This window comes from Marinobacter suaedae (genome assembly GCF_030519635.1).
In the GTDB taxonomy this organism is placed as follows: domain Bacteria; phylum Pseudomonadota; class Gammaproteobacteria; order Pseudomonadales; family Oleiphilaceae; genus Marinobacter; species Marinobacter suaedae.
This window is the reverse complement of sequence record NZ_JAUMIS010000002.1, coordinates 638,693-660,508: the sequence shown is the minus strand read 5'-3', so window position 1 is coordinate 660,508 and position 21,816 is coordinate 638,693. Positions and strand designations below refer to the sequence as shown.

Sequence of the window (21,816 nt, the reverse complement as noted above, 5' to 3'; positions counted from 1 at the left end):
TGATTAGCCTCTCAGCGCCCGAAGGTACTGCTTCAGTTCGAACACGAAGGGTTTAAAATCGCGACAGCGATTAACTTCGTGGCGTGTATTGAAGCTGGGCTTGAAAAAACGGATGAGTTCAAGAAGTTTGCTCTTTATCGAGTACTTGTTTCTCGGGGATTTAAGGATGATCAGCAATCTGTCCAGGTCCCCGAGGATCCAGCGCAAACGCCGATATTGGTATTCGACCTTAGGCACTGATTTGCCTGTACTCACCAGGTAGAGCCACCAGGGGAAATCGATACCTGAATCTACGGCCAGTTGGAGGGACCCCCAGAACCTGGGGTTAACCTCCATCAAGTAACCAATTCCGTCATTGGATACCCGATATTCAACCATTGCCACACCGTGCCAGTTCGCCGTCCGGAGCAGCTTTTCTGCTGACTCCCTGAGCCTGTCGTCAAGTGGGGCTGATTCACTCAAAACGCTGACACCGCCGGAAGGGGGCTTTTCACGCAGCCTGCGATGCGAGAAATAGCATACCGGCTCTCCCTGGTTAAACAACGCAAATACGCCTTGCCCCTCACCCTCAATGAATGACTGGATAGAGTAGGGGAATTCGAAAAAATCGTTCTGTTTTAGAAGGGAAGTGGCCTGTTCGGCCGACTGCGCTGTCATGACGCGGGTTGAGAAAATTCTATCTGGCAACAAGAGTCGCGACTTGGCTGGTTTCAAGACGACAGGGTAGTTGTGGATTTTCTCAAGCGCTTGAAGCCCTTCAGCGACGTTGTTGCAAAAGATTGTCTCGGGAATCGGGATGCCGTGTTCGTCAGCAAACTTGAACAGCTTATTCTTATCGGCAAGTTGTTCCATTGAATCTGCGTCAGGGAACGGAAGCGTCAGATGGGGCGGCAACTCCTGCCGATATTTGAGGACTACGTAAGTCGTCGCTTCAGATATGGGGAGAACAAAGAAGATCTTCAGGGCTTCGATTTGACGAAGCAGTTCCTCGAAGAAGGAACGAGGAGATTCGAAAGGGTCGGGGTAAGTAATTGATCTCTGGCAAAACCGGGATAATCCGGCCATACATCGGTCAGTGCTGTCACCGACTGCTACCCACAACCCCTTTTCGCCAAGGGATCTGACCGCCGCGAGAGAGGCTCTCTGGTTTCCGTCAAGCACCAGAATTCTGGGTTCCATGGATCGCAACGTCCTGTGTTGTTCCATTGCTAAGGCAACACTTTGTATTATCTTTCATAAATGCTGGAAATACCAATCAAAGCAACGTTCAAGGGTGGCTTCTGCAGGGAAGTGAGCAAGGGGATTTTTGCTGCTGTTTCCGCTCGGAAGGTTTTCAGGTTTTGGGGGCGACTGCTTTGCCTGAATAAAATGACCGGCCTGTATCTTCCTCGTGCGGGTGCAGGATTGGCATGGACAAAGCCCGTAATAAGGCTATATTGTTCAATGATTAATCAGGATGATCGATTGGCACACGGCCAGGAAGGAGTCTTTGTGTGGATGCGCTTAAGGAACTCGCTGCACGACTGCCGAACAGTTGGCAGGATGAATTAAAACGTATCCACTACGGAGGCCAGATTAAAAAAGGAAGGTTCGTTGCCGACGAGCCAGAGTACGAAAGTCTTGACCAACTGATCAACGATGGCGATTGGGTTATCGACATAGGCGCGAATGTCGGCCATTACACGAAGAAGTTCTCAGAGCTCGTTGGTCCCGCCGGACGAGTCATTGCGTTCGAGCCGGTACCCACAACATTTTCCCTGTTAGCTGCTAACGTCCAGAAGTTCCCTCTCAAAAATGTATCTCTTTTCAACGCAGCAGTATCGGATAAGCTGGATTTGGCTGGTATGGCTGTGCCAACGTTTTCGACCGGACTGAGCAATTACTATCCGGCGTATCTTGAGTCTGGCAATGTCCTTTACACGCTAGCATTAAAAACTAAAGTCTTATGTTCGGCAGTGGACACTGGCCGAGAGTGTTAGCAGGTAATGCTCTAAAAGTTGATCTAAGAGAATGAGTGATTTCCGAGATTCTTAGAAATCTGAAGAACCTAAGTCTCTATAGTATTGAGACGCAAAAGATTTTCAGTGCAGGGGTATTTAAACGGTGAGCACTAACCGGTGAGAGCAGTCCGAATGCCCCGTTCAGATCAAGCGAGGCAGTTCATGAAACAAAATTCAGTTCCACGCAAAGGGCCAATTTTATGAGCTTCCTTTACTATACTTTGAACAACTCAACGACTTCGGTAATCGTTACGACTGAAGTGAAAAGTTGGAAGGTTAGTGTCGTTTGGCCGCCTTTCAGAGAGGACCCTGTTAAGGAAAGGACCTTGTAGATAAGGATTATAGTCTTAGCAAACTGCAGCTCGAGGATATGGAGATTTCTTTGTGAGCCGACTTGTTTATGGGTATTTCGGATCAAAAAATGGACTTTTGCGGTTTGTTGGGCACGGGATATTAGCAACGTTCGGGGCTTACCGTCGCTATCCTGCTGAAAAGCCAGATGAGAACCAGCGCCTGGTTTTTATCTGTAGCGGCAACATTTGTAGAAGCCCATTGGCAGAAGTATACGCAAGAAGCCTCGGAAAAGAGGCAAGCTCCTGCGGTCTCAATTGTACCGATGGGCATCCAGCCGACCCTCGGGCTAGACAATTCGCGGCGGCCAATGGGCTAGATCTTGATAATCATTTAACCGTAAACGTGACGAATTTTGAGTTTAGTGAGAATGACTTTATCATCCTAATGGAGCCTGCCCATATCGATGATTTTCATCGAAAGGTTGGCCCTTCCCACCGGATGGCTCTAGCCGGCGCATATTGTTCTCCACCTAACCCCTATATTCATGACCCGTACAGTTGTAGTGACGAGTTTTTTAGTCGCTGTGAGCGGAAAGTCATGGAAGCGGTAGGGAAGCTGTGTGAGTAAAAGAACTAAGACCGTTACGATCGATGATTTTTATCAGCTTCGGCTGACAAAAATATGGCGGTATTTTCGAGGTGAATCCTTCGCTTTTTGGATGATCTGCGGCTACTTCTTCTTTGAGTATGTTCGTCCGCAGTCCATATATCCGTGGCTAGATTTTTTGCCATGGACTCAGCTAACCGTTATGGGAGCGCTTTTGGGCTGTTTCACCGATAAAACGGTACGATGGGTCTCCACACCGATCAATATACTGATAATTATATTTTTTCTGATCATTCTTGGCTCAAGTTTTTTGGCGTACTGGCCATCCCTGTCATACGAACAGCTCGAGTTTTCCTATACCTGGTTCATAATTTATTTTTTGATCATAAATATCGTAAATACTGAAAAGCGATTTTTTATATTTTTATGCATTTTTTTTCTAGCCTCTTTCAAACTCTCTTTGTCACTCTCCCTAAAATGGGCTGCGCGAGGGTTTTCCTTTACCGATTGGGGCTTAATGGGGCCTAGAGGTTTTTTCCAAAACTCAGGCGAACTTGCTATCCAAATGCTTGTTTTCTGGCCTTTAGCTTGGGCCTTCGCACACTTTATGAAAGAAAGGGCGAGTAAAAAGTGGTACTCAATCGTTTTGCTAATGCCGGTTACCGCAGTTATGGTCGTAATTGGTGCTAGTTCGAGAGGCGGGCAGGTAGCACTTTTATTACAGCTACTGGTTTTGAACGCGAAGGCCGTATTCAGGCCTCGTGTGTTGATTTCCTGTTTATTGGCAATGTCGGTTCTATGGGCGTTCCTTCCGGATGAACAAAAGGAACGTTTTGAAAATGCTGGGACTGATAGAACCTCTATACAACGATTTTTATACTGGGAACACGGTTTAGATATGTTGAATGATCATCCATTTCTAGGGGTTGGTTATTTTAACTTCATTCCCTATTATGAACGAGTCTACCGTGAAGATATGTTATATGAATACGCAGAGCTGCCTCACAATATTTTTGTCCAGGTTGGATCTGAATTAGGGTATTTTGGGCTGTCTGTTTACCTTGTTATTATTTTTTATTGTATCTGGAAAACCAGAATAATGAAAAGGTTGTTAAAAGACGACGAAAGTAATAGGTTTCCATATTATATTTTTAGTTATCTGAACATATCTATGTTTGGTTTTGTGTTTGCAGGGCAATTTGTTTCCGTTGTCTATTACCCTTTTTTATGGATTCATCTAGCTCTTTTTGTTGCACTGATAAATTGTGTGAATTCCAAAAAAAAGGAAATAAGAGTTTAGTATGAAAATTCTTTGGATTTCCCATCTGGTTCCATACCCACCTAAAGGAGGCGTACTTCAGCGCTCTTATAATCTTCTTAAAGAGGTATGCAAGCAACATGACGTTACCCTATTTGCATTCAATCAGTCGAGTTTTCTAAATAAGAGCTTACCATATGAAGATGATCCGATTGGGAAGTCTGTACTCGAACTTGAGAAATTTGTCGACAGCGTCCATGTGATGGAAATCCCCAAGGAGAAAATTAAGTTTGGCGGGCACTGGATAGCTCTTAAATCGTTACTCTCTGGTAGTTGCTACACGATGGATTGGCTGAACTCTACGGCCGCTGCACGAACCCTGTCTACCTTGGTTGACCGTAATTCATTCGATGCAGTTCATGTGGACACAATAAGCTTATGTGTCTATTGGGAAATATTTTCACATCTTCCTACTGTTTTGAATCATCATAACTTCGAGTCGGAAATGTTGATAGAACGTTCGCGCTCAGAGAAGAATCCTCTGAAAAGATTCTATTTCAGGAAAGAGGGGGAGCGATTATCTAGGGTTGAGCGTAGATACTGCGAGTCCGCCTCATTAAATATATGCTGTTCTGATGATGACTCTAAAGGCATGAAAAAAATGTTCTCGAAGGGGTGTTTTGTTACGATACCAAACGGTGTGGATAGGTCATATTTTTATCCATCTAAAAATATTTTCAAAAATAAAAACTCTGCGGTCATTGTGGGTGGTCTTTCGTGGTACCCAAATCGAAATGCCGTTGAGTTTTTTATGAATGATATTTGGCCGGTTCTCAAAGCTCGATTACCTGATTTTAGAGTGGATATTATTGGTAGAGATCCAACCAATGAGATGGTCGAATTTGCTCAGAAAGAAGATAATCTTCATATTCACGGATTCGTGGATGATGTTAGAGAATACCTCTGGAAAGCTGAGTTCTACTTGTGCCCTATTAAAGTAGGGGGCGGGACCAAGCTAAAAATTCTGGATGCCCTAGCAAGTGGATGTTGTATTATCGCAGATCCTTTCGCGTGCAAAGGTATAAATGTTACCAATGGGAAAGATATTGTTTTTGCCGAGTCAGCATCAGATTATGTTGAGAGAATTATAGAATTAATTAATTGTCCGAATGAGATTAGGTCAATAGAAGAAAATGGTCCCCGGTTAATAGCTGAGCTATATGATTATCAGGAAATTGGAAATCGGTATTGCAAATATATCTCTGATGTATCTTCGACCTAATTGCACCGAGTGATAATTAATGAATGAAAATGCTGCTAAAAAAATTTATGAGACTGGGATATGTATTCGGAACCCCAGCATCTACGATCAATATGATTCTTTGAAAGAAACAGAATGGTGGTCATTTGATAAACTGAGCGAGCTGCAAGCAAAAAATGCAGAACAGTTTTTTAATTTTGTGTTCAATAATTCCCGGTTTTATAGAGATATTTTTAGAAAATTTGGTTTTAGGGTAGGTGGCGATTTTTGTTTTGATGACTTAATTAAATTACCAGAATTAAACAAAGCTTTATTGGTTGAAAATAAAGATTCCGTAAAAATTGATATCAAAGACGAAAGAATGCGTTTGGCTGAAACTTCCGGCACATCTGGTGAAGGCCTGGAATTTCTTAGGAACGAGCGTTGGGATTCTTTAAACAGAGCAACTATGATGCGATCATACGATTGGTATGGCGTAAATTTATGGAGCAGGAATGGGTATTTGTGGGGGTTTAATACTTCCTATCGACAGGCCTTAAAGATACGTGCATTAGATTTTATTCAGAATAGATTTAGGCTATTTAATTACTCTGAAAGTGAGATCATTGAATTCTGTGAAAAGCTTAAAGGAGCAGAATTTTTATCCGGATATTCGTCTATGATTTTTGAGGTTGCCAAGAGGGCAAATTCTCTGGGTATAAGTAAATTGCCTTTAAAAATGGTTAAGGGAACTTCCGAAATGATTTTGGACTCATATCACGATGAATGTTACGAGGCATTCGGGGCTAAAATTGTAAGTGAATATGGCGCTGCAGAGTCTGGGATAATTGCTTTTGAATGCCCGTCGGGCGGTCTCCATGTTAATATGGAAAATTTGATTATCGAGACTAACGAAGACAATGAAGTGTTGGTTACAAATCTGGCCTCTCGTTCGTTTCCCATCATTCGATACAACTTAGGTGATGTGATCGAATTTGATGATTCGAAGTGTTCTTGTGGCCGGAATCACCCTTTGATCGGAAGTGTAATAGGTAGAAGAGGAGGAAAGGTTTTAGGTATAGAAAATGAGTATCCTGCGCTTACATTTTATTATGTATTTAAAAATTTGGCTTTAGAGGAAGACGTTCTTTTGAATTATAAGGTAATTCAAAAGGAAAGAGGTAGTGTGGATATTTTTATAGAGGGGGCAAGGGACAAAAGGGTGTGCGAGTTGGTATATAGGCAACTACACAGGTATTTCTCTGATGATATTTCCTTCGAGCTAAAATTCGTCAGGCAATTTCAACTTGAGCAAAAGAAACGTCAGTATTTCGAGAGTAAACTTTAAGGATTGAACGCATAGTAAAACGGGGGCTTGCTGAGAACCAAGCCCCGTCCTCCTATAGTCCGGACAGATCGGTCTGATCAAGAGAGTTCGGGTTTGCTTTATTTTAAGATCAAGTTTGGTGGCTCCGGTGCCGCATCTGACGGCGCGATCCCCTGTGTGCCTATGAGGCTCTCAGTAGAGATTGTTAGGTAATCTATTAGCCAATCCGTTTGTTCTGAATATTCTGCATTTGCCCAACCCATAAGGTAGCCAGCAGCCCAACCGTTTGGCCCACCAGGCGGCGCTGCGATGTCAGCATTTGTCGTTCTATGAAGCAACTGTCGGTCACTTGGAGATTGGTCCTCCCAGCGTCGCCAGAATTCGATAATGCCATCGTTCGCGGAGCTGGAGGAGGCTGCCTTCACATGAAGGGTGACTTCCATCCACCGCCCACGATCTCGAGGAACAGATATAAACGGCTTCATCTGTTGATGCGTTCCCATGATGGTGTAACCGCCGGCGCTGTAGTGAAAAGCTATGCGGCTAGAGCCATCTTGATCGCCCCAAAATTCCCAAGCGATGCTGGGGCCTTCTCCCTTCGAAGAGTAACCATCCATCCATAGTGAGAAAAATTTGTTGTTAGTGGGGCTCTCTTGGCCATGAAAATAATTGACCGGAACCCTTACCCAGTACTGGAACCAAATGTCTCGATAAGCTCCGCCAAGCTTGAAACGTTGTTCTGACCAAGCTTTACCAGGGGGATATTCAAACCTCAAACTATGCTCACCGTGTTTGGGGGTCCAGTCAGGATTATAGGACGGTACCTCATTTGTAGGTCCTTTGTTATAAACGAGAGTGTCCTCGGTAACGACACCTGTGCGGTTTGTGGATGACCACTGAAATCCGTCAGCGTTTGTGGCTGAAAGGTCCCCCGATTCAAATGAATCGACTAGTAAGGGGGCTGCTGCGCCTGTACTGATAAAAAGGTTGGCGAATAGAAGCGAGGCGCTCAGTCGCCCAATCTTTATAAGGGAGGTCATACCGTATCTCCTAAGCTGTGCATGGAGCAGTATAGTCTGTTTCATGGGCGGTGACTCGGCCAGACGCGTTGTAGAGGCCAGCTATTTGGGGTTTTCGTCGGCCTCAAAACTACACTAAGCCGGTGCCCGAAATCTTTCGGCGAGTAATTGATTTCTCACTTAGCATTGGATTTGGTCCGTTAGTAAAATCCGTTATCCTTTTGGACTGGAACCTTCCTAAAAGCCGCTCTATCGGTTTGTTCTGCAAGCTTTTGTGCAAATTTGCACCCGCTTCGCGTCAGTCTAAATGGTTTGACCATCAGGCAGTGATTGTAGCTTGAATACTGTCGGGGTTTCTTCAGATGGGGCATAGCATGCTCGGGCCGGCCACGCTGTCATTCCCCCTCTAATTCCTCCTAACGACCATGAGCACACCGGCGGAATGGTTCGTGATATTGGGGCAATGCCGGGTCGTCTGCCGCCGTATCCGAGGGTTTGGCAGCCGAAGGTAGTTCCCTGAGTTTTCGATCGTGAATCGCTCATAACCATGCATACTACGCTGGTTTAGATGTTGATGGTCCGGCTATCGGAAAATTAGTAGTTTTTTAAGCAAGTGCTTCACCTAAATCTCGAGAGCGAAGTGTTCTATCTACAGGGGGGAGCGACCTTGGCTATGGTGATAATAGCCAAATCTTGCACGAGGCTGGATGCTTTTGGCACCGCATTCTATCCTTTTCATTTCGACTTCGAAATGTCTACCGCATAAGGGAGTGTCTGTTGTGGACTTGGGGATCTCGACCGGGTGGTGTTAGCAAGCATGGTCGACTTTAAAGTGTAAAATTTGAGCGGGCCCAGATGTCTATTTTGCTAAAAGTTCGGAAGGCAGCGGAAGTGATATTGAATCCCAGTATCATATATGGAAAATCCGAATACCTGTTCATTTTTAGTCATATGAGAAGCAGGTCGTCGGTGTTGTCCCATATTTTGGGTAGTAATGAAGGGGTTTGCGGTTACAGTGAGTTACATAGGTCTTATAGTAACTACATGGATCTGATGAAAATGAAAGTTGGCCTATATCATGAATTGAAAGAAGATTTGAGAGGTAAGTATGTTTTGGATAAGATTTTACATAATGAGCATGTAGTTGATAATGATATTTTTAAAACAGTTTCTCCAAAAATAATATTTCTTTTAAGAACGCCAGAGAGCACGATTAAAAGTATAATAAATATGGGGCGCGAGCCAGGCATGGAAGGCTATAAGGATCCAGAAGCGGCGTCTGTATATTATTGTTTAAGATTGGAGGAGATGAAACGGTATGCCGCCCTTCTTGACGGGAATTATTTTTTTTTGGAATCAGATGATCTTGTAAATAGTACGGATTATATTTTGTCTGAGTTGACCGAATGGCTTGGGCTTAAGCACCACCTTGTAAGTAATTATATATTTTTCAATAATACAGGAAAAGCAGGATATGGCGATCGATCAGATAAAATTCTTGCTGGAAAAGTAATAAATACAGAAGGTCATCCTTGTATTGAGATTTCCCCTAACCTTTTACAGGAAGCTAATTCATCATATGTAAGTTGCAGAGAGTATCTGAGAAGTTGTTCAAATTACTATTCGAGTTGATTAGGTGATTGATAGTAGTTATCTATTTTTTTATACTCCAGTGTTACTAATTTGATCTCTCTATAGTCTTGGTGGTTTTCCTGAGTTTATTGATTGTTTTTAATAGTTCTCGTCCTGCTAATTTTATTTCGCTTTTCTTGAACATCAATAGCGTAATTATAACTGATGTAAAAATTGATAGTGCCATTTTTTCAGAAATTGTAATTATTGAAAGAGATGTGTTCGCTATTGCCTCATTTATAAGTGACACTCCAAGGAGCAATGCGCAAGATACCATGAAAGGTGTTTGAGGGATCTTTAGCGGGTATATTTTGTTTGCCTCGGAAAGCACGTAAATATACTGGAGGAATGTGCTTATCATTAATGCTATCGCAGCTCCTACAAATCCAAAGTGTGGTATTAATATTATATAAAATATAGTTATTATTATGGCGGCAATGGCATTGTTTTTTGTCATCCTAAGTGTTTCGCTTTTATGCATAAAGCTGAAATTATTGAAAAAAATCATGCAGTGAAAAATTCCGCTTATGGTTAAGTATGGAACCGCACTTGCTGATGAGTGAAATTCAGGAGCAGACATTATAACTATTGTTATGTCAGAAAAAATATTAACAAATGTTCCGCCAATTAATAAAAGTGAGGAAATTGTTCTGAAAGCCAGTGAGTACTCAGGGTAGGGGTTTTTCTTTTGAGCAACAGAAAATCTTTCGGTTTGCCAATACTGAGAAAAGGGCATCCAAATTAATAGCCCTACAATTGAGCCGAATCTAGAGGCAAGCTCAAAAAGACCAACGTCATCAATAGATGAGAATACTCGGATAAAATATCGATTTGAGGATCCTATGTAGAGACCAATGAGTCCTGTTAGCCAAAGCGGCCAAGAAAATTTTAGCATCTTTTTTGATATTTTAGCGTTAACATGTATCCCTGTTTGACTTAAAGTATATACCGCTAGGCCGGTTGCAATAATAAGAGAAGAAATAAGGCTGCTCAGGGCAAGTCCCATCAGTCCCATTTCAAGTACTACAATTGTTGTGATGCTTAGCGTTAATTGAAGTAATAGTTTTGCAATGCTAAACCAAAAAAATAACCATGGTTTTCGTATTATTCTGATATAGGCAAGTCCATACTGTTCCAACGAATGAGTAAGTATTAAAGCGGAAAATATTTGTACGTATATATTATATTCTGCTGATCCAAATAACTGTAACGATACTGTTTTTGAGTTGCTGGCCATTGTTACGACCGCGACCAAGCTAAACAGTCCAGTAATAGCGAATGCACTATTTACGACAGCATTTTTTGAATCTTGGCTCGTCTCTTGATGATAAAATTTTGGTACCGCTTGGAACATTTGTGCGGCTAACAACATTTCAAAAAGACTTACCGCAAATACTAAAAGCCCGACAACACCATAATCTGAGGGCGTTAGATAGTTGGTGTAAACCGGTAACATTATGAATCCAACAATTTGCCGTGAGGTATTGGCGATGGCATAAATCGTCGAATGGGTTACCATTTGTCGAGCGTTGCTCAATTTACATGCTCCATTTTTTGTTCTTCGACCCTTCTGAATACATTCACAATACCTTTTGCTTGCGAGTGGCGTGAAAAAGAGTCAATGACTCGTTGACGTCCATGTTCTCCCATCTTCTTAATTTTTTCGGGGTCCTGTAGCAGATCGTTCAACTCTTTGGCCGCCTGAATGTAATCTCCAGTTGGGAACCGTAAACCGGTTTCTGGTGTTACGGTTTCATTGAGTCCAGGAAGTTCGGAAACTAATAATGGCAGTGCGGTTGCTGCCATCTCCAGGGAAGACATCGGGAATGAGTCCCATTCAACGGAGGCGATCATCCCAATGGCGCAGCTTTTGAGCAGGTCCGGTATGTCGGTTCGGTATCCACCGAAGGTAATGTGGTCGTTTGTCTTCTCATCTTGCAGGTACTCTTCAAAGAATCCCTTTTCGCCTGGACGATTACCAAGTATCAGAAAATGAACATCCTTTCGGCCCAGTTTCTGCGTCAGATATTGTGCAGCTTGTAGAATAACGTGGACGCCTTTTCTGCGTTGCATATGCCCCGAGAATACGACGATCTTGCGGTCTGTCGGAATATTAAATGCTTGGTGGGCATAGTGGCGCAGTTGGTTATCGGGTGCATATTTGTTGGTGTCAATGCCAGTTTTCACGATTGAAGTTTTCTGTTCCGGGATCCCACGGCCCATGACGGCCGTCTCGCGCATACCAACTGACTGAAAAATGTAATGGTCGGGACCTAACCGCTTGGTGGATACCTCTAGTCGTTTCAAAAGCAGTTTCAGCCCGCTGTTGCGTGAACTTATGGGGGCCCCCCAATACGAAACGAAAAACTCAACTCCGCCCCGGCGTAATGCCTGATACATAGGCCTGGAGACCGGTTGATCGAATCCTAGTAGGTACTTGATCTGGTGTTGGCGCACGTACCGTTCAATATCTGCTAACTTGACGCGGGCTGACCACCTTGTATCTAGTTCGATTACGTTGGTCAGTGCCGCCGGTAGGGAAGGGGTCATTCCCCCGTCGAGTCGTGAATAGGCATAGTGGACGCGAGAGTAGTCCCCAACGATTTTCAGCGCCACATCCAGAAAAGTGTGTTCGTGACTGGATGCGGCGTAGCCCGGATTGGATTCGCAATGGAAGAGCACCATCATTGCGGTCATAGACTCTTCACCTCACGGACGCCCTCCAGATTGCCGATTCGCTCGGCTTCGTCAGAATCGCTCAGAAGATAATATGGACGGAGGTTGTTCGCCCTTTCCTGGCTTTGGGTTTTTTGCGCGGCGGCCTCGAACGTTTCCTGGGCCGCGATGGCTTTGGCTACCAATGCTTCGAGATCATTATCAATGTTCTCTACCGAGGTGACGAAAGGCTCAAGCCCCATAGCTTCAAACGCCCCGGTCAGTTTGGCCTGGGTGTACTGATCTACATAAACCCCGACCGCAGGGATGCCAATGGACAGTGCAAAAATGAGCTGGTGATATCGCATTGAAACGACAAACTGGCTGTCCGCCGTCAATGCTTTCAGCTCTGAGGCCAAGGGAATGGGATCTACCATGTGGAACTGTCCCTTCGGCCAAAGGTGAGATATGTTTTTGCCAAGTTCGATGTCGCCTTTGACTCCACCCGGAGCATGGTGGGGAATGTATACGGTTTTAACACCATTCGCCTGTGTTACCCGCTCCATTGCTTTGGCAACATGGAGGACATCATCGTCGTTCATGCCACCGAATTTGCGCATGGAAACGCAGGCGAAATGTTTTTGTTCATCGGATATCTTGCGACTGTAATCGCTATGGCGATGATCCAGAAAGCATGCGTCATCGAGAGCGAAATGTACGGGGGCACTGATCTGTGTCTGGGAAAAATGAATGTCCCGGACGCCAATCCACCGGGCTTTCGCCAAAATCCGGTCTACCTGCTGGCGATGATGTTCCTCATAGGGACCAATGGTCTGGCTCACCAGGACAACATCCTTGCCAAAGAAGTTGGCGACTTTCAGCAATCGAAGGCGTGATTCAAGCACTCCCGGCCACACACTTGTCATGTTGCCTCCACCGCAAATCACCACTTTATCGCAACGTAAAACCTGATAAATGTTGGTCATGAATGACTTGAAATAGGATAACGGCTTGGTCCAAAGCATCATCCGGTGCTGCTTGTCCGTTGTGTGGTAAAAGGCAAAGGACCGGATACCATAGGTGGCCGGCACCCGCTCTGGACTGGCGCACCCAAGGATTAGATTCTCCTTTCCGATTAGATCGCTTAAGCGCTCGATGGCTACTTCCGCCATCGCCTCGTCACCTACGTGGTAGTCTGGGCCGAGCCCGGTAATGTCAGATAGCATTAAGATTTTAGGCATGTTCCATATACTCTAAGTCATACAAAAACTGACATGTTTTTGTTTTTAACAATAATGCCGGCCCGAGAGATACTGACGTGTGTGCCCTCAATTGGCTGGCGACGCAGCTAGACAACTATGTTCCATACAGCTCCTCATACAACTTGACGTTGGCCTCCGCACCGAACAGGCGGTGGGCGCGGGAAAGTCCTGCATCTAATTTGGTCGTTCTTTCGCTCTCATCGTTCAGTACTTCGGTAACCGCCGCTGCATACCCCCTTGGTGAGTGGTCTTCCACGAGCCATCCGCAGTGCCCGTCTGCCAGTACCTCCGGGATGCCTCCTACCCGATGTGCAACGATCGGGATTTCAAGTGCAAGAGCCTCGAGCAGGACCATCGGCAAGCCCTCATGGTCCGACGGCATGACAAGTACATCCAGGTCTTTAAGGGCCCGGTACACGGGTTCCACGAAACCGCGAAACTCGATGTGATTGGTTATTCCCAGGTTGCTGGCCATCTCCTTGAGCTCCGGCTCAAGGGGGCCCGATCCGATAACGATGCCCTTGCAGCGTATGCCTCGTTGGTTCAACTGCCGAATCATCTGTAGAAAAATATCCACTCGCTTTACCGGTACAAGGCGCCCAACCAGGCCCACTTTCGGTTCCTGATGAGCCGATGTGTGTTCTACAGCGCCCTGTTCGCGAATTGTGTCGATGTCTATAAAATTGAATATTTTGTGTACTTTGCCGGGAAACATTGGCGTGAGGGTTTCTTCAAGCTGGGAAGATACGGCGATGACGGCTTGTTGCATGGTTCGTCCGAGCAAGTGATCGATGTTTTGAACGAGCCATTTCAGCGGCTGGGCAGGCGTGATCTGGTTTTCAGGATTGCCGTGAACGGTCCTTATAGATCGGGGTACTCTGGCGAGTTTCTTTGCGGCGATTCCCAGGACGTTCTCTTTGAAGCCATGCGTGTGGAGTACTCTGGTGTTGTGTTGCTCGCAGTGTTTTCGGATCGCGCCGATCATTTGAAGGGCGCTTAGATTCGTTTCATCGGCTACGTCAACGTGGATACCGAGATTTCTGAGCTTTTTGCACAGAACACCCTCGTTAAAGACGACCGCTGTAACCTCCACGGTGTTCGTAGCCAGAAGCGCCTTGCACAGGTTGAATACCTGGACTTCAGCACCTGCCCACAGATCTCCTGAAACAATCTGGGTAACAACGGTTCTGCTTGCCCCGCTGCTCATACGATGCCTCGCCCGAGGGTTGCAAGAAGTTTTCGCCCATTGCTGCTATTGCCGTCGTGCAGATTAAAACGATGAAGGTCGTAAGGGTTGCGGTCAGAGCGGTTCCAGCCAGTCTTGGTGGTGCAGGCGGCGTCAAAGCACGACTGAACGAGTTGTTCTCCCTGTTGTGTGATATCTCCGTTGGGATAGCAGAAAATCGACACGGCGCCTTCCTTGATTAACTTGAGATCGTTATGGCAACCCCTGATCTCATTTTCCAGGGCAGAAAGATCGTTCAAACGATTCAGTCTGTAATGGTGGCGGGTATGGGCCCCGAATTTTACGAGACCCTCCGCAGCCATTTCCTTCAACTCAGTACTTGAGAGAATAGAACGCTTTTCGGATGTTGGGGACTCTGGCATCAGGCCCGAGTCTTCAATTAACTTCAAATGGCTGATAATGGCCTGATCATCAAGCTCTTTGAGGCGATTGATAACCTGGTCAGCCTCGTTCAGGGAGAGCGGGGCTTTGGATATAGCCCTCTTGGGTAAAAAAGGAATCAGCCACTGAAACTCAGCCTTGCCTTTGGGAATTCCTGTTGAGGTCAGCAAATGCAGGACGGCTTCAGGCCAGAATGTTCGATCCGAGTCCAGAAGCTTGGTGACAAGAAAAATGGTTGCGGGCGTACGGGTTTCCTTCAGAACCGGATACGCGAACTGAAAGTTGTCACGCCATCCATCATCAAAGGTGAATGAAACAGCGAGTGGGGGGAGCTGTTCGCCTTTGCGCTTTTTGGCAAGCCATTCATCGAGATGGACCGGCTCTGCGCCAATGGAGCGCATGATGCCAATGTGATCTCGTAAAGCCGAGGGGGTGGTCACCATCCCAGGTTGTTCAAGTTTACGGTCAGGGTGGTCCTGAGGCAAAATCCTGTGGTAGGTCAGGATAATAAGCGAGGGCCTGAAAGATAGTTTTATCCTGAACCACGTGATCACAGCGAGAATGGCCGTGGCGATATATTTCAGACCAGCTCTTAGATGGGCCAAGACCATGCCTCCTTGATAGTCTCTACGGCTTTATTTGATTGTAGCGTCCCGTTAAAGCCAGTACCCATCAATCTATCAGCCAATCCCGTACTTTGCATTATCGCCGGGTATCCCATTCTGATGAGCGGGCTGCCTCTTGAGATCCAGTCAGGCTCTGATCGAGCTCTGACCGTGCTCCAAGACTCGCTGACCTTATGATCTGGCACCCCGGGCTACTAAACTTCTAAAAAAATCCTTAATTGAGTCTGAAATGCTCATGGCCGGGCCTGAAATCTGGTCTATAGTTTGGGTATTTCGTCACGAAATTACTTCCGCACATTGCGCGTCTTTCAGAAGTGTCCGCAGTAACCGGGTAGAACCACTCGCATGGATGGTCGGTTATGACGGTGATCCTGTTTTGGACAGCACTCATTGGCGTTGTTTACAGTTACTTCATTTATCCTTTGGTTCTGTTGTTTATTCCAAAGCGGAATAAACTGGCATCAAGCGGGGCTGGTTCCTCTTTGCCCAGGGTTTCCCTCATTGTTACCGCACACAATGAGGAACTCCGAATTCGCGACAAGATTGAAAACTGCCTCAAACTTGATTATCCGAATATGGAAATCATTGTTGCATCCGACGCTTCCGTTGATGCGACAGACCAGATCGTGGACGATTATTCGGCTCAGGGGGTCCTCCTTGCTCGTGCTGAAGAAAGGAAGGGGAAAGAGCACGCGCAATTGCAGGGCATTAAAAGGGCGACCGGTGACATTCTGGTCTTCTCAGACGTAGCCACGGCTATTCCCGAGGACGGAATCCGCAACTTGGTTCGTTATTTTGAAAATCCGATGGTCGGGGCTGTATCCAGTGAGGACCGGTTCCTCAGCCGTGATGGCAGTGTGGTGGGCGAGGGCGCTTACGTACGCTATGAAATGTGGTTGCGCCGCCTTGAGTCCGATAGAAATGGCATTGTAGGGCTGTCCGGGTCTTTTTTTGCCGCTCGACGAGAGGTCTGCGAGGAAAACTGGGACATCTACTCACCGAGTGATTTCAATACCGCCCTTAACTGTGCGCGGAGGGGTTTGGTGGCAGTGACTGCACCAGATGTTCTCGGTTTCTATCAGGATGTCAGTGATTCGACAAAAGAGTATCAGAGAAAGATCCGGACGGTGATTCGGGGGCTGACCGCTTTAACCCGACATCCCGACGTTCTGAATCCGTTTAGGTACGGAATGTTCTCGTTTCAGGTCTTTGGCCACAAAGTGATGCGCTGGGCTGTGCCCTGGTTTCAAATCCTTTTACTGGCTACCTCCATAGTGCTGGCTAAGGCCGGCTGGTTCTACTTATTGGTGTTACTGGCACAGATTGGTTTCTATTCGTTGGTGCTTACGGGTCGCCTGATACCAGGCGTCCGGCAGCAGACTCTGATCAAGATCCCGTATTTCTTCGTTCAGGTAAACATTGCTATAGCGCATGCAACGGTTTCCTTTATGGGGGGCAAGCGAATGACGGTTTGGACACCGTCCGAGCGCTGACAGGCAAGGAGAAGCCAATAATATGATGAGTAAAGTCAGGCCGGTCGGTAGCAGAGTTCCACGCCCTGAACCGGTCCCCAGCAACTTCAGGTATCCGTGGGCGATTAATGGTTACCTGACTGAATTTCTGGAAAATGGTACCCAGGCTCTGTCCTTATCGATAGCCATTGCCATCGCAAAGAAACGGGATATCTCCGCGCCGGAGGTGATTTTGCCTGCTTATGGTTGTCCGGATCTGGTCGCGGCTGTCGTGGCCCAGGGGGCAAAACCAGTCCTTGTCGATCTGTTGTCGAATACGGCGCAAATGGATGATAACCGGCTCTGTCACGCTATTGGCCCTGGCTGTGTAGCCGTTGTCGCTGTTGGATTCCTTGGGGTGCCCGAGCGGTTAAAGGTTTTGTCCGAAATATGTCGAGAGCGGGAGATTTTCCTGATAGAAGATTCGGCCCAGTGTTTTCCTCCGTCCGGCATTACGTTTTCCCATGCGGATGCCATCGTTCTGAGTTTTGGCCGGGGGAAGCCGATCAATTTGATGGGTGGGGGGGCCTTGATCTATCAGAGGAAACTTCAGCCGCTGGTAAAGGAGGCTCTGGGTAACACACCCTCTCTGGCCAAATCGGTCGGTATATTATGGCGATTCAAACGCTTAGTGTTTAACTGGCTGATGATGCGATTGCCCTATTGGGCCGTTGAAAAGGTCCCTTTTTTGCACATTGGCCAGACGCGCTATCAGGAGTGCCCTTATATCCGGCGGGCCATCTTGTCTGACACACTGCTTTTTGCAGGTATCCAATACTTTTTTCAAAGGCCCTATCTGGGCGACCTGTATCGGAAAGAGTTAGATGAGCTATGCGACAATGGCTGGCGGTTGCTAGGGAGCGATTGCAAAAGAATGGATCATCCTGGCTGTTCGGTGCCACGGGTCAGGATCGCTTTGCTTGCACCAAGCAGCACTGCCCGGGAGCATGCCGAGTTAGCGCTCAATCGTGCCGGCATCGGAGCGACTAATTTTTACGGTGCAATTCTCCCCGAGCTTGAAGGACTTGAGGGTTTCTTTGAGAGCGCTCATTTCCCGGTTGCGAAAGACTTCTCCTCTCGTCTGCTGACCCTCCCGTGCCACGAAGATGTGCGTCCTGGGGATATTCATAAGATCGTAAAGATAATGAAAAAGCTGTACTCGGATGACTGGGCAAGTGAGGCTGACCGGGTGTCATAGGTACTCCATTGGATTTTATTCTACCGTGCGAGTCTTTGGTTCCGAAAACTCTCCGGCAACGCCCTCCGTATCAATCGCCCTGATCCTGAACTGCCATTGGCCTGAATTCAGATTCCTTACGACATAGGAATTGTTTCCATCAGCATCAATCGTTTCTGTTGTTTCCGGTGCAGCTGCGGGGGTCAATTTAATGGCATCAGCCACTACATAGCCATCTGCGTCATTGTCGATTCTGATCACGATTTGGCCATCACTGGTCGTGAACGAGCCAATTTCCTGCCAGGATCCGCCATTAGCCCGCTGATCCACAGTTGCGCTTCCGGTGCTCTCCTGTCCCTCGTTATTGGTGAATGTGTACTGGTAAGTCGCGTTTGAGGCACGCAATCCTGACGATACCCAGTGTGCATAAATATCGTAGCTCACTCCGACCGCGAGGTTGGTAACCGCCCATTCTGCGATAACTTCACCACTGCCCGGATTCATCAGGAAGTAGTCTGCTCCGATGAAACCTTCGTAGCTGCTCGACGTCCTGCCGCCGCCGTAAGTGATAAAGGCATCGGACTCGTTGTCCACCACTGTTTCTTCCGATGAGGACGTGGCGCTCATTGGTTGATACGACAGCTCGTATTGCGCGATATCGCTTTCGGCAAGCGCGCTGCCATCGGTCCGCTGGGTGGGGGTAGTCCAGGTAAGAATGACGGTATTTGCGTCTGGCAGGCTAGTGCCATCGTTCGGGTTGGTTCCAGCGGCGAACTCCTGCTCGTTGGTAAATCCATCACCGTCCGAGTCTTCGGCCGCGTCATCAGCTGTTGGGTTGAGTCCGTTTTCAACCTCATAACCATCTGAAATGCCATCCCCATCAGTGTCCAGGGAGATTGGACTCGTCAGTGCAAGGAATTCATCGAGGTTTGAAAGACCATCGCCATCGGAATCCAGAGTTGCATCGGATGGATCGACGGGATCGAAACCATACTGGACTTCCCATTCATCGCTCATGCCATCGCCATCGGAATCCCCCGTGGTGTCGGCTACATCGTCGCCACCGGAAACACCGATTTCCTGAAAAAGAACCGCATCGGCTACCACCCATCCGTCTGCATCGTCGTTGGTGGTTACGCGGCCGGTAAGGGTAGACATTTTGTAGGTTCCCAGCTTGAACCATTCCCCGCCGTTCTCTCGCTGATCAACCACAACAGTGTCGGTCACCAGATTATTGGCCTGGTCTAAATAGTGAACGGTATATTTTACGTTTGAGCCTCGGCGGGGGGTTGATGTCCACTTAACGTAGACATCGAACTGACGAATGATATTGAGGTTCCATGTTGCAGTGTTGGCCCCGGTTCCCGGCCCGACAATCAGGTAGTCACTGCCCTGGAATCCAGAAATGGAATCTGAAACCCGCCAGTCGCCATCGGAAAAGAATCCTATATCGTCCCGATCAATAACGTGCTCGGGAAAGCCGCTTGCTGTTGGCTCCAGTTCTTCGAGCTCTTCTGGCATCTGGGTCGCACAACCGACAACGAACGAGCTCGATATCGACAGAAGCAAAAGATTCTTATTCCTGGCCATCTGGTAAGCCTCGAGCCGGATTAATCTGTATAGATATTCAGAACATCAAAAGCATGGCATATGGGGGTGATAAAGCACTTGGCAGTTTAGTTTTTCTGCTTTTATAAAATTCGTGTTGATAAAAAAATAGTATTTAACGTGTAACGCCCACGCTGTGCTGTTGATCCTCAGTTGCCGGGCTGAAGGAAATGTGGGACAGGCAGGAAGACCCCTAAAAGCGTAGGGAGTGAATTGAACCAATCAACAACGGCTCGAAGGGGCGAGGGAAGGTCTGCTGGCAGTATCTATCGGATTACGCGGAAGGTAGTGCTCTTGAAGTCGTTCTGACCCAGTCAACGATAGCATCAACGACCGTGTGACGATCGTGCGGTTCCGAGAGGATGTGGCTTGCCTGGGGGCGATGGATAACCTTCAGATTGTCGCCAAAGCGAACGGAGCTGAAGCAATCGGAGAACTGCTCGGGATACCGGTAATGCTCATTCCCCATAAATACATATAACATCTGGAGATTCCTCTGGTTCAGCTTCTCCAGGCCTTCAGCCACCTCTGCTTTGGGCGGATAACTGGCGAAGTCCGGCACCTCGAAATAGCGCTCATCGATGCCAGACAAGTCGGCACCCCGTTTCTGCTCAAGCAGACCGAGTTTCCGTAGCACGAATTTGAGCCATCGTGCCGGTGAGCGCAACCGTCGAATATAGTGAATCAGGTAACTCTTGGTCGTCATATAGCAGTAACCATCCAATTGAGCTGTTGCAACGACCCGAGGGTCCTCCAGTGCTGTCCGGTAGGCGGCAAATGCGCCAGAGCAAAGGCCGTAGAGAATAAAACGGTCGAACTGTTTCCAGTTGGAGAGGTAGTTCATCACTTCCTGAACTTCCTCAACAGCCGCCAGGTCGGCGGTTAGCGTGCCTCGTCTGGGTTCGCTGTCACCGATACCGGAAAAGTCAAAGCGAAACGTGCTCAACCCGGATCGTTCCGATATCGCTCTGGCCAGAGTCACCGTCAGACGACAAGAGCCGACACGGTGAATGACGCCCGAGTTCAGGAGTATTACGGCGGTTCTGGGATCGGCAAGTTCCCCGGCCTTTGGTTCACAGAAAACGCCGACAAGAGGGCGGTCGTCACCAACCATCACTACTTGTTCACGCATAGTGTGTCATCTCGTACTGGGTCGTCGCGCTGAAATGACGCTCGATCGCGTCGATAACAGGCTTTGGCCACAAGATTCCACCGACATGGTCAACGTAATTCCAGTCGTGCGGAGCCGGTGCGAGCTCGGAGTAGAACATTTTTCTATGATCCAGCTGCCTCTGAATTTTGGCAAATTCATCCGTTTCGTGGGAAACGAACTGAGCGATGGGAAAGGCAATATCTTGAGCCAGTTCACCCAAACTGAGTGCCTCAAGAGAGTTCTGGAAGGCCTTGGGCATTGAGAAACCATTGAAATGAATGGTCCCGTCTGGTGTCAGTATTTTCGAACGACTTCCCAGTTTCTGAGCGTTTGCGACGGCAGTCTTTATCTCCTCAAGGTATCCTTCACCGTCTGTGATCGGGTCCCAGAGGATTAGTCGGGAGACATCATTGCTTTCGATGGCGGCCCTGGCTGCGAGTATGGCCCCAAGACGAAGTCCTACGAGCGCTACTCTGGAGACGCCTGCCATGTCCCGAAGCTCCTGGATGGCATGGCCTATATCTTCGACCCACTCGTCGGCCGTTACATCGGACAGATTTCCTGCAGAATCTCCTGTGCCGCGATAGTCAAATCGCAAAACGGGATAACCAAGCTCGCTCAGGTTTATTGCCAGCCTGCGAATCGACTTGTGGGCACGCAAGTACTCCTGTCCAAATGGATTACAGAGGACAACCCCCTCATCAAGATGACCTGTTTTTCTGGGGTGATAAACGCCCAGCAGATAGCTCTGTGATGGTCCAAAAAAAAACGCTTCCAATCGATTCTCCCTGCAAACGTCTACCCTGAACTGCTGCGTAAGT

The 21,816-nt window shown here is 47.3% G+C and carries 18 protein-coding genes; 8 read left to right on the top strand and 10 right to left on the bottom strand.

Annotated features, from left to right (window positions below; all coding sequences use genetic code 11):
• Positions 1–3: 3 nt before the first annotated feature.
• Entirely contained in the window at positions 4–1,179 is a 1,176-nt protein-coding gene (locus tag QVZ43_RS11855; RefSeq protein WP_302910108.1) for a carboxylate--amine ligase, read from the bottom strand.
• Between the two features lie 314 nt (positions 1,180–1,493).
• On the opposite strand from QVZ43_RS11855, the gene QVZ43_RS11850 reads away from it, so the two are divergent.
• The 5 genes from QVZ43_RS11850 to QVZ43_RS11835 all read left to right on the top strand — a co-directional run bounded on the left by QVZ43_RS11850 (position 1,494) and on the right by QVZ43_RS11835 (position 6,746).
• A complete protein-coding gene (locus QVZ43_RS11850; protein ID WP_302910107.1) occupies positions 1,494–1,979 on the top strand; it encodes an FkbM family methyltransferase in 486 nt (161 codons plus the stop codon).
• Between the two features lie 405 nt (positions 1,980–2,384).
• The gene (locus QVZ43_RS16500) at positions 2,385–2,921 is read left to right on the top strand and encodes an arsenate-mycothiol transferase ArsC (protein ID WP_420890913.1); all 537 of its coding nucleotides are present in this window, start codon (positions 2,385–2,387) and stop codon (positions 2,919–2,921) included.
• On the top strand, positions 2,914–4,200 hold the full coding sequence (locus QVZ43_RS11845; RefSeq protein WP_302910106.1) for an O-antigen ligase family protein: 1,287 nt from the start codon (positions 2,914–2,916) through the stop codon (positions 4,198–4,200). Before QVZ43_RS16500 ends, QVZ43_RS11845 begins: the two co-directional genes overlap by 8 nt.
• 1 nt (position 4,201) lies before the next feature.
• Positions 4,202–5,440: a glycosyltransferase family 4 protein gene (locus tag QVZ43_RS11840; protein WP_302910105.1), complete on the top strand. Its 1,239-nt coding sequence runs from the start codon at positions 4,202–4,204 to the stop codon at positions 5,438–5,440.
• A gap of 19 nt (positions 5,441–5,459) precedes the next feature.
• Positions 5,460–6,746 carry a phenylacetate--CoA ligase family protein gene (locus QVZ43_RS11835; protein WP_302910104.1) on the top strand — a complete coding sequence of 429 codons (1,287 nt, stop codon included), beginning with the start codon at positions 5,460–5,462 and terminating at the stop codon, positions 6,744–6,746.
• Positions 6,747–6,844: 98 nt separating this feature from the next.
• On the opposite strand, the gene QVZ43_RS11830 is transcribed toward QVZ43_RS11835, so the two are convergent.
• Positions 6,845–7,765 (bottom strand): hypothetical protein, encoded by a 921-nt coding sequence (locus QVZ43_RS11830; protein ID WP_302910103.1) that lies wholly within the window; start codon positions 7,763–7,765, stop codon positions 6,845–6,847.
• A gap of 1,023 nt (positions 7,766–8,788) precedes the next feature.
• Here QVZ43_RS11830 and QVZ43_RS11825 point away from each other — a divergent pair.
• Positions 8,789–9,376, top strand: a complete 588-nt coding sequence (locus tag QVZ43_RS11825; protein ID WP_302910102.1) for a hypothetical protein — start codon at positions 8,789–8,791, stop codon at positions 9,374–9,376.
• Between the two features lie 46 nt (positions 9,377–9,422).
• On the opposite strand, the gene QVZ43_RS11820 is transcribed toward QVZ43_RS11825, so the two are convergent.
• From QVZ43_RS11820 to QVZ43_RS11800, 5 genes are all read right to left on the bottom strand, one after another.
• Positions 9,423–10,913, bottom strand: a complete 1,491-nt coding sequence (locus QVZ43_RS11820) for a lipopolysaccharide biosynthesis protein (protein ID WP_302910101.1) — start codon at positions 10,911–10,913, stop codon at positions 9,423–9,425.
• Positions 10,910–12,073: a glycosyltransferase gene (locus QVZ43_RS11815; RefSeq protein WP_302910100.1), complete on the bottom strand. Its 1,164-nt coding sequence runs from the start codon at positions 12,071–12,073 to the stop codon at positions 10,910–10,912. Before QVZ43_RS11815 ends, QVZ43_RS11820 begins: the two co-directional genes overlap by 4 nt.
• On the bottom strand, positions 12,070–13,272 hold the full coding sequence (locus tag QVZ43_RS11810) for a polysaccharide pyruvyl transferase family protein (RefSeq protein ID WP_302910099.1): 1,203 nt from the start codon (positions 13,270–13,272) through the stop codon (positions 12,070–12,072). The genes QVZ43_RS11815 and QVZ43_RS11810 overlap by 4 nt, the downstream gene beginning before the upstream one ends.
• Before the next feature lie 115 nt (positions 13,273–13,387).
• A complete protein-coding gene (locus QVZ43_RS11805) occupies positions 13,388–14,500 on the bottom strand; it encodes a glycosyltransferase (protein WP_302910098.1) in 1,113 nt (370 codons plus the stop codon).
• Positions 14,497–15,525, bottom strand: coding sequence for a polysaccharide deacetylase family protein (locus QVZ43_RS11800; protein WP_302910097.1), 1,029 nt, complete (start codon positions 15,523–15,525; stop codon positions 14,497–14,499). Before QVZ43_RS11800 ends, QVZ43_RS11805 begins: the two co-directional genes overlap by 4 nt.
• A gap of 380 nt (positions 15,526–15,905) precedes the next feature.
• Here QVZ43_RS11800 and QVZ43_RS11795 point away from each other — a divergent pair, with 380 nt between their 5' ends.
• Together QVZ43_RS11795 and QVZ43_RS11790 are read left to right on the top strand one after the other, a co-directional pair.
• Complete coding sequence (locus tag QVZ43_RS11795) at positions 15,906–17,039, top strand: glycosyltransferase family 2 protein (protein ID WP_302910096.1); 1,134 nt, start codon at positions 15,906–15,908, stop codon at positions 17,037–17,039.
• A 22-nt stretch (positions 17,040–17,061) separates the two neighbouring features.
• Positions 17,062–18,255 carry a DegT/DnrJ/EryC1/StrS family aminotransferase gene (locus QVZ43_RS11790; protein WP_302910095.1) on the top strand — a complete coding sequence of 398 codons (1,194 nt, stop codon included), beginning with the start codon at positions 17,062–17,064 and terminating at the stop codon, positions 18,253–18,255.
• Positions 18,256–18,270: 15 nt separating this feature from the next.
• Here QVZ43_RS11790 and QVZ43_RS11785 read toward each other — a convergent pair whose 3' ends face one another.
• The 3 genes from QVZ43_RS11785 to QVZ43_RS11775 all read right to left on the bottom strand — a co-directional run bounded on the left by QVZ43_RS11785 (position 18,271) and on the right by QVZ43_RS11775 (position 21,773).
• The gene (locus QVZ43_RS11785; RefSeq protein ID WP_302910094.1) at positions 18,271–19,824 is read right to left on the bottom strand and encodes a golvesin C-terminal-like domain-containing protein; all 1,554 of its coding nucleotides are present in this window, start codon (positions 19,822–19,824) and stop codon (positions 18,271–18,273) included.
• A 292-nt stretch (positions 19,825–20,116) separates the two neighbouring features.
• Entirely contained in the window at positions 20,117–20,974 is an 858-nt protein-coding gene (locus QVZ43_RS11780) for an alpha/beta hydrolase family protein (protein ID WP_302910093.1), read from the bottom strand.
• Positions 20,967–21,773, bottom strand: a complete 807-nt coding sequence (locus tag QVZ43_RS11775) for an alpha/beta fold hydrolase (protein WP_302910092.1) — start codon at positions 21,771–21,773, stop codon at positions 20,967–20,969. The genes QVZ43_RS11780 and QVZ43_RS11775 overlap by 8 nt, the downstream gene beginning before the upstream one ends.
• Positions 21,774–21,816: the final 43 nt, after the last annotated feature.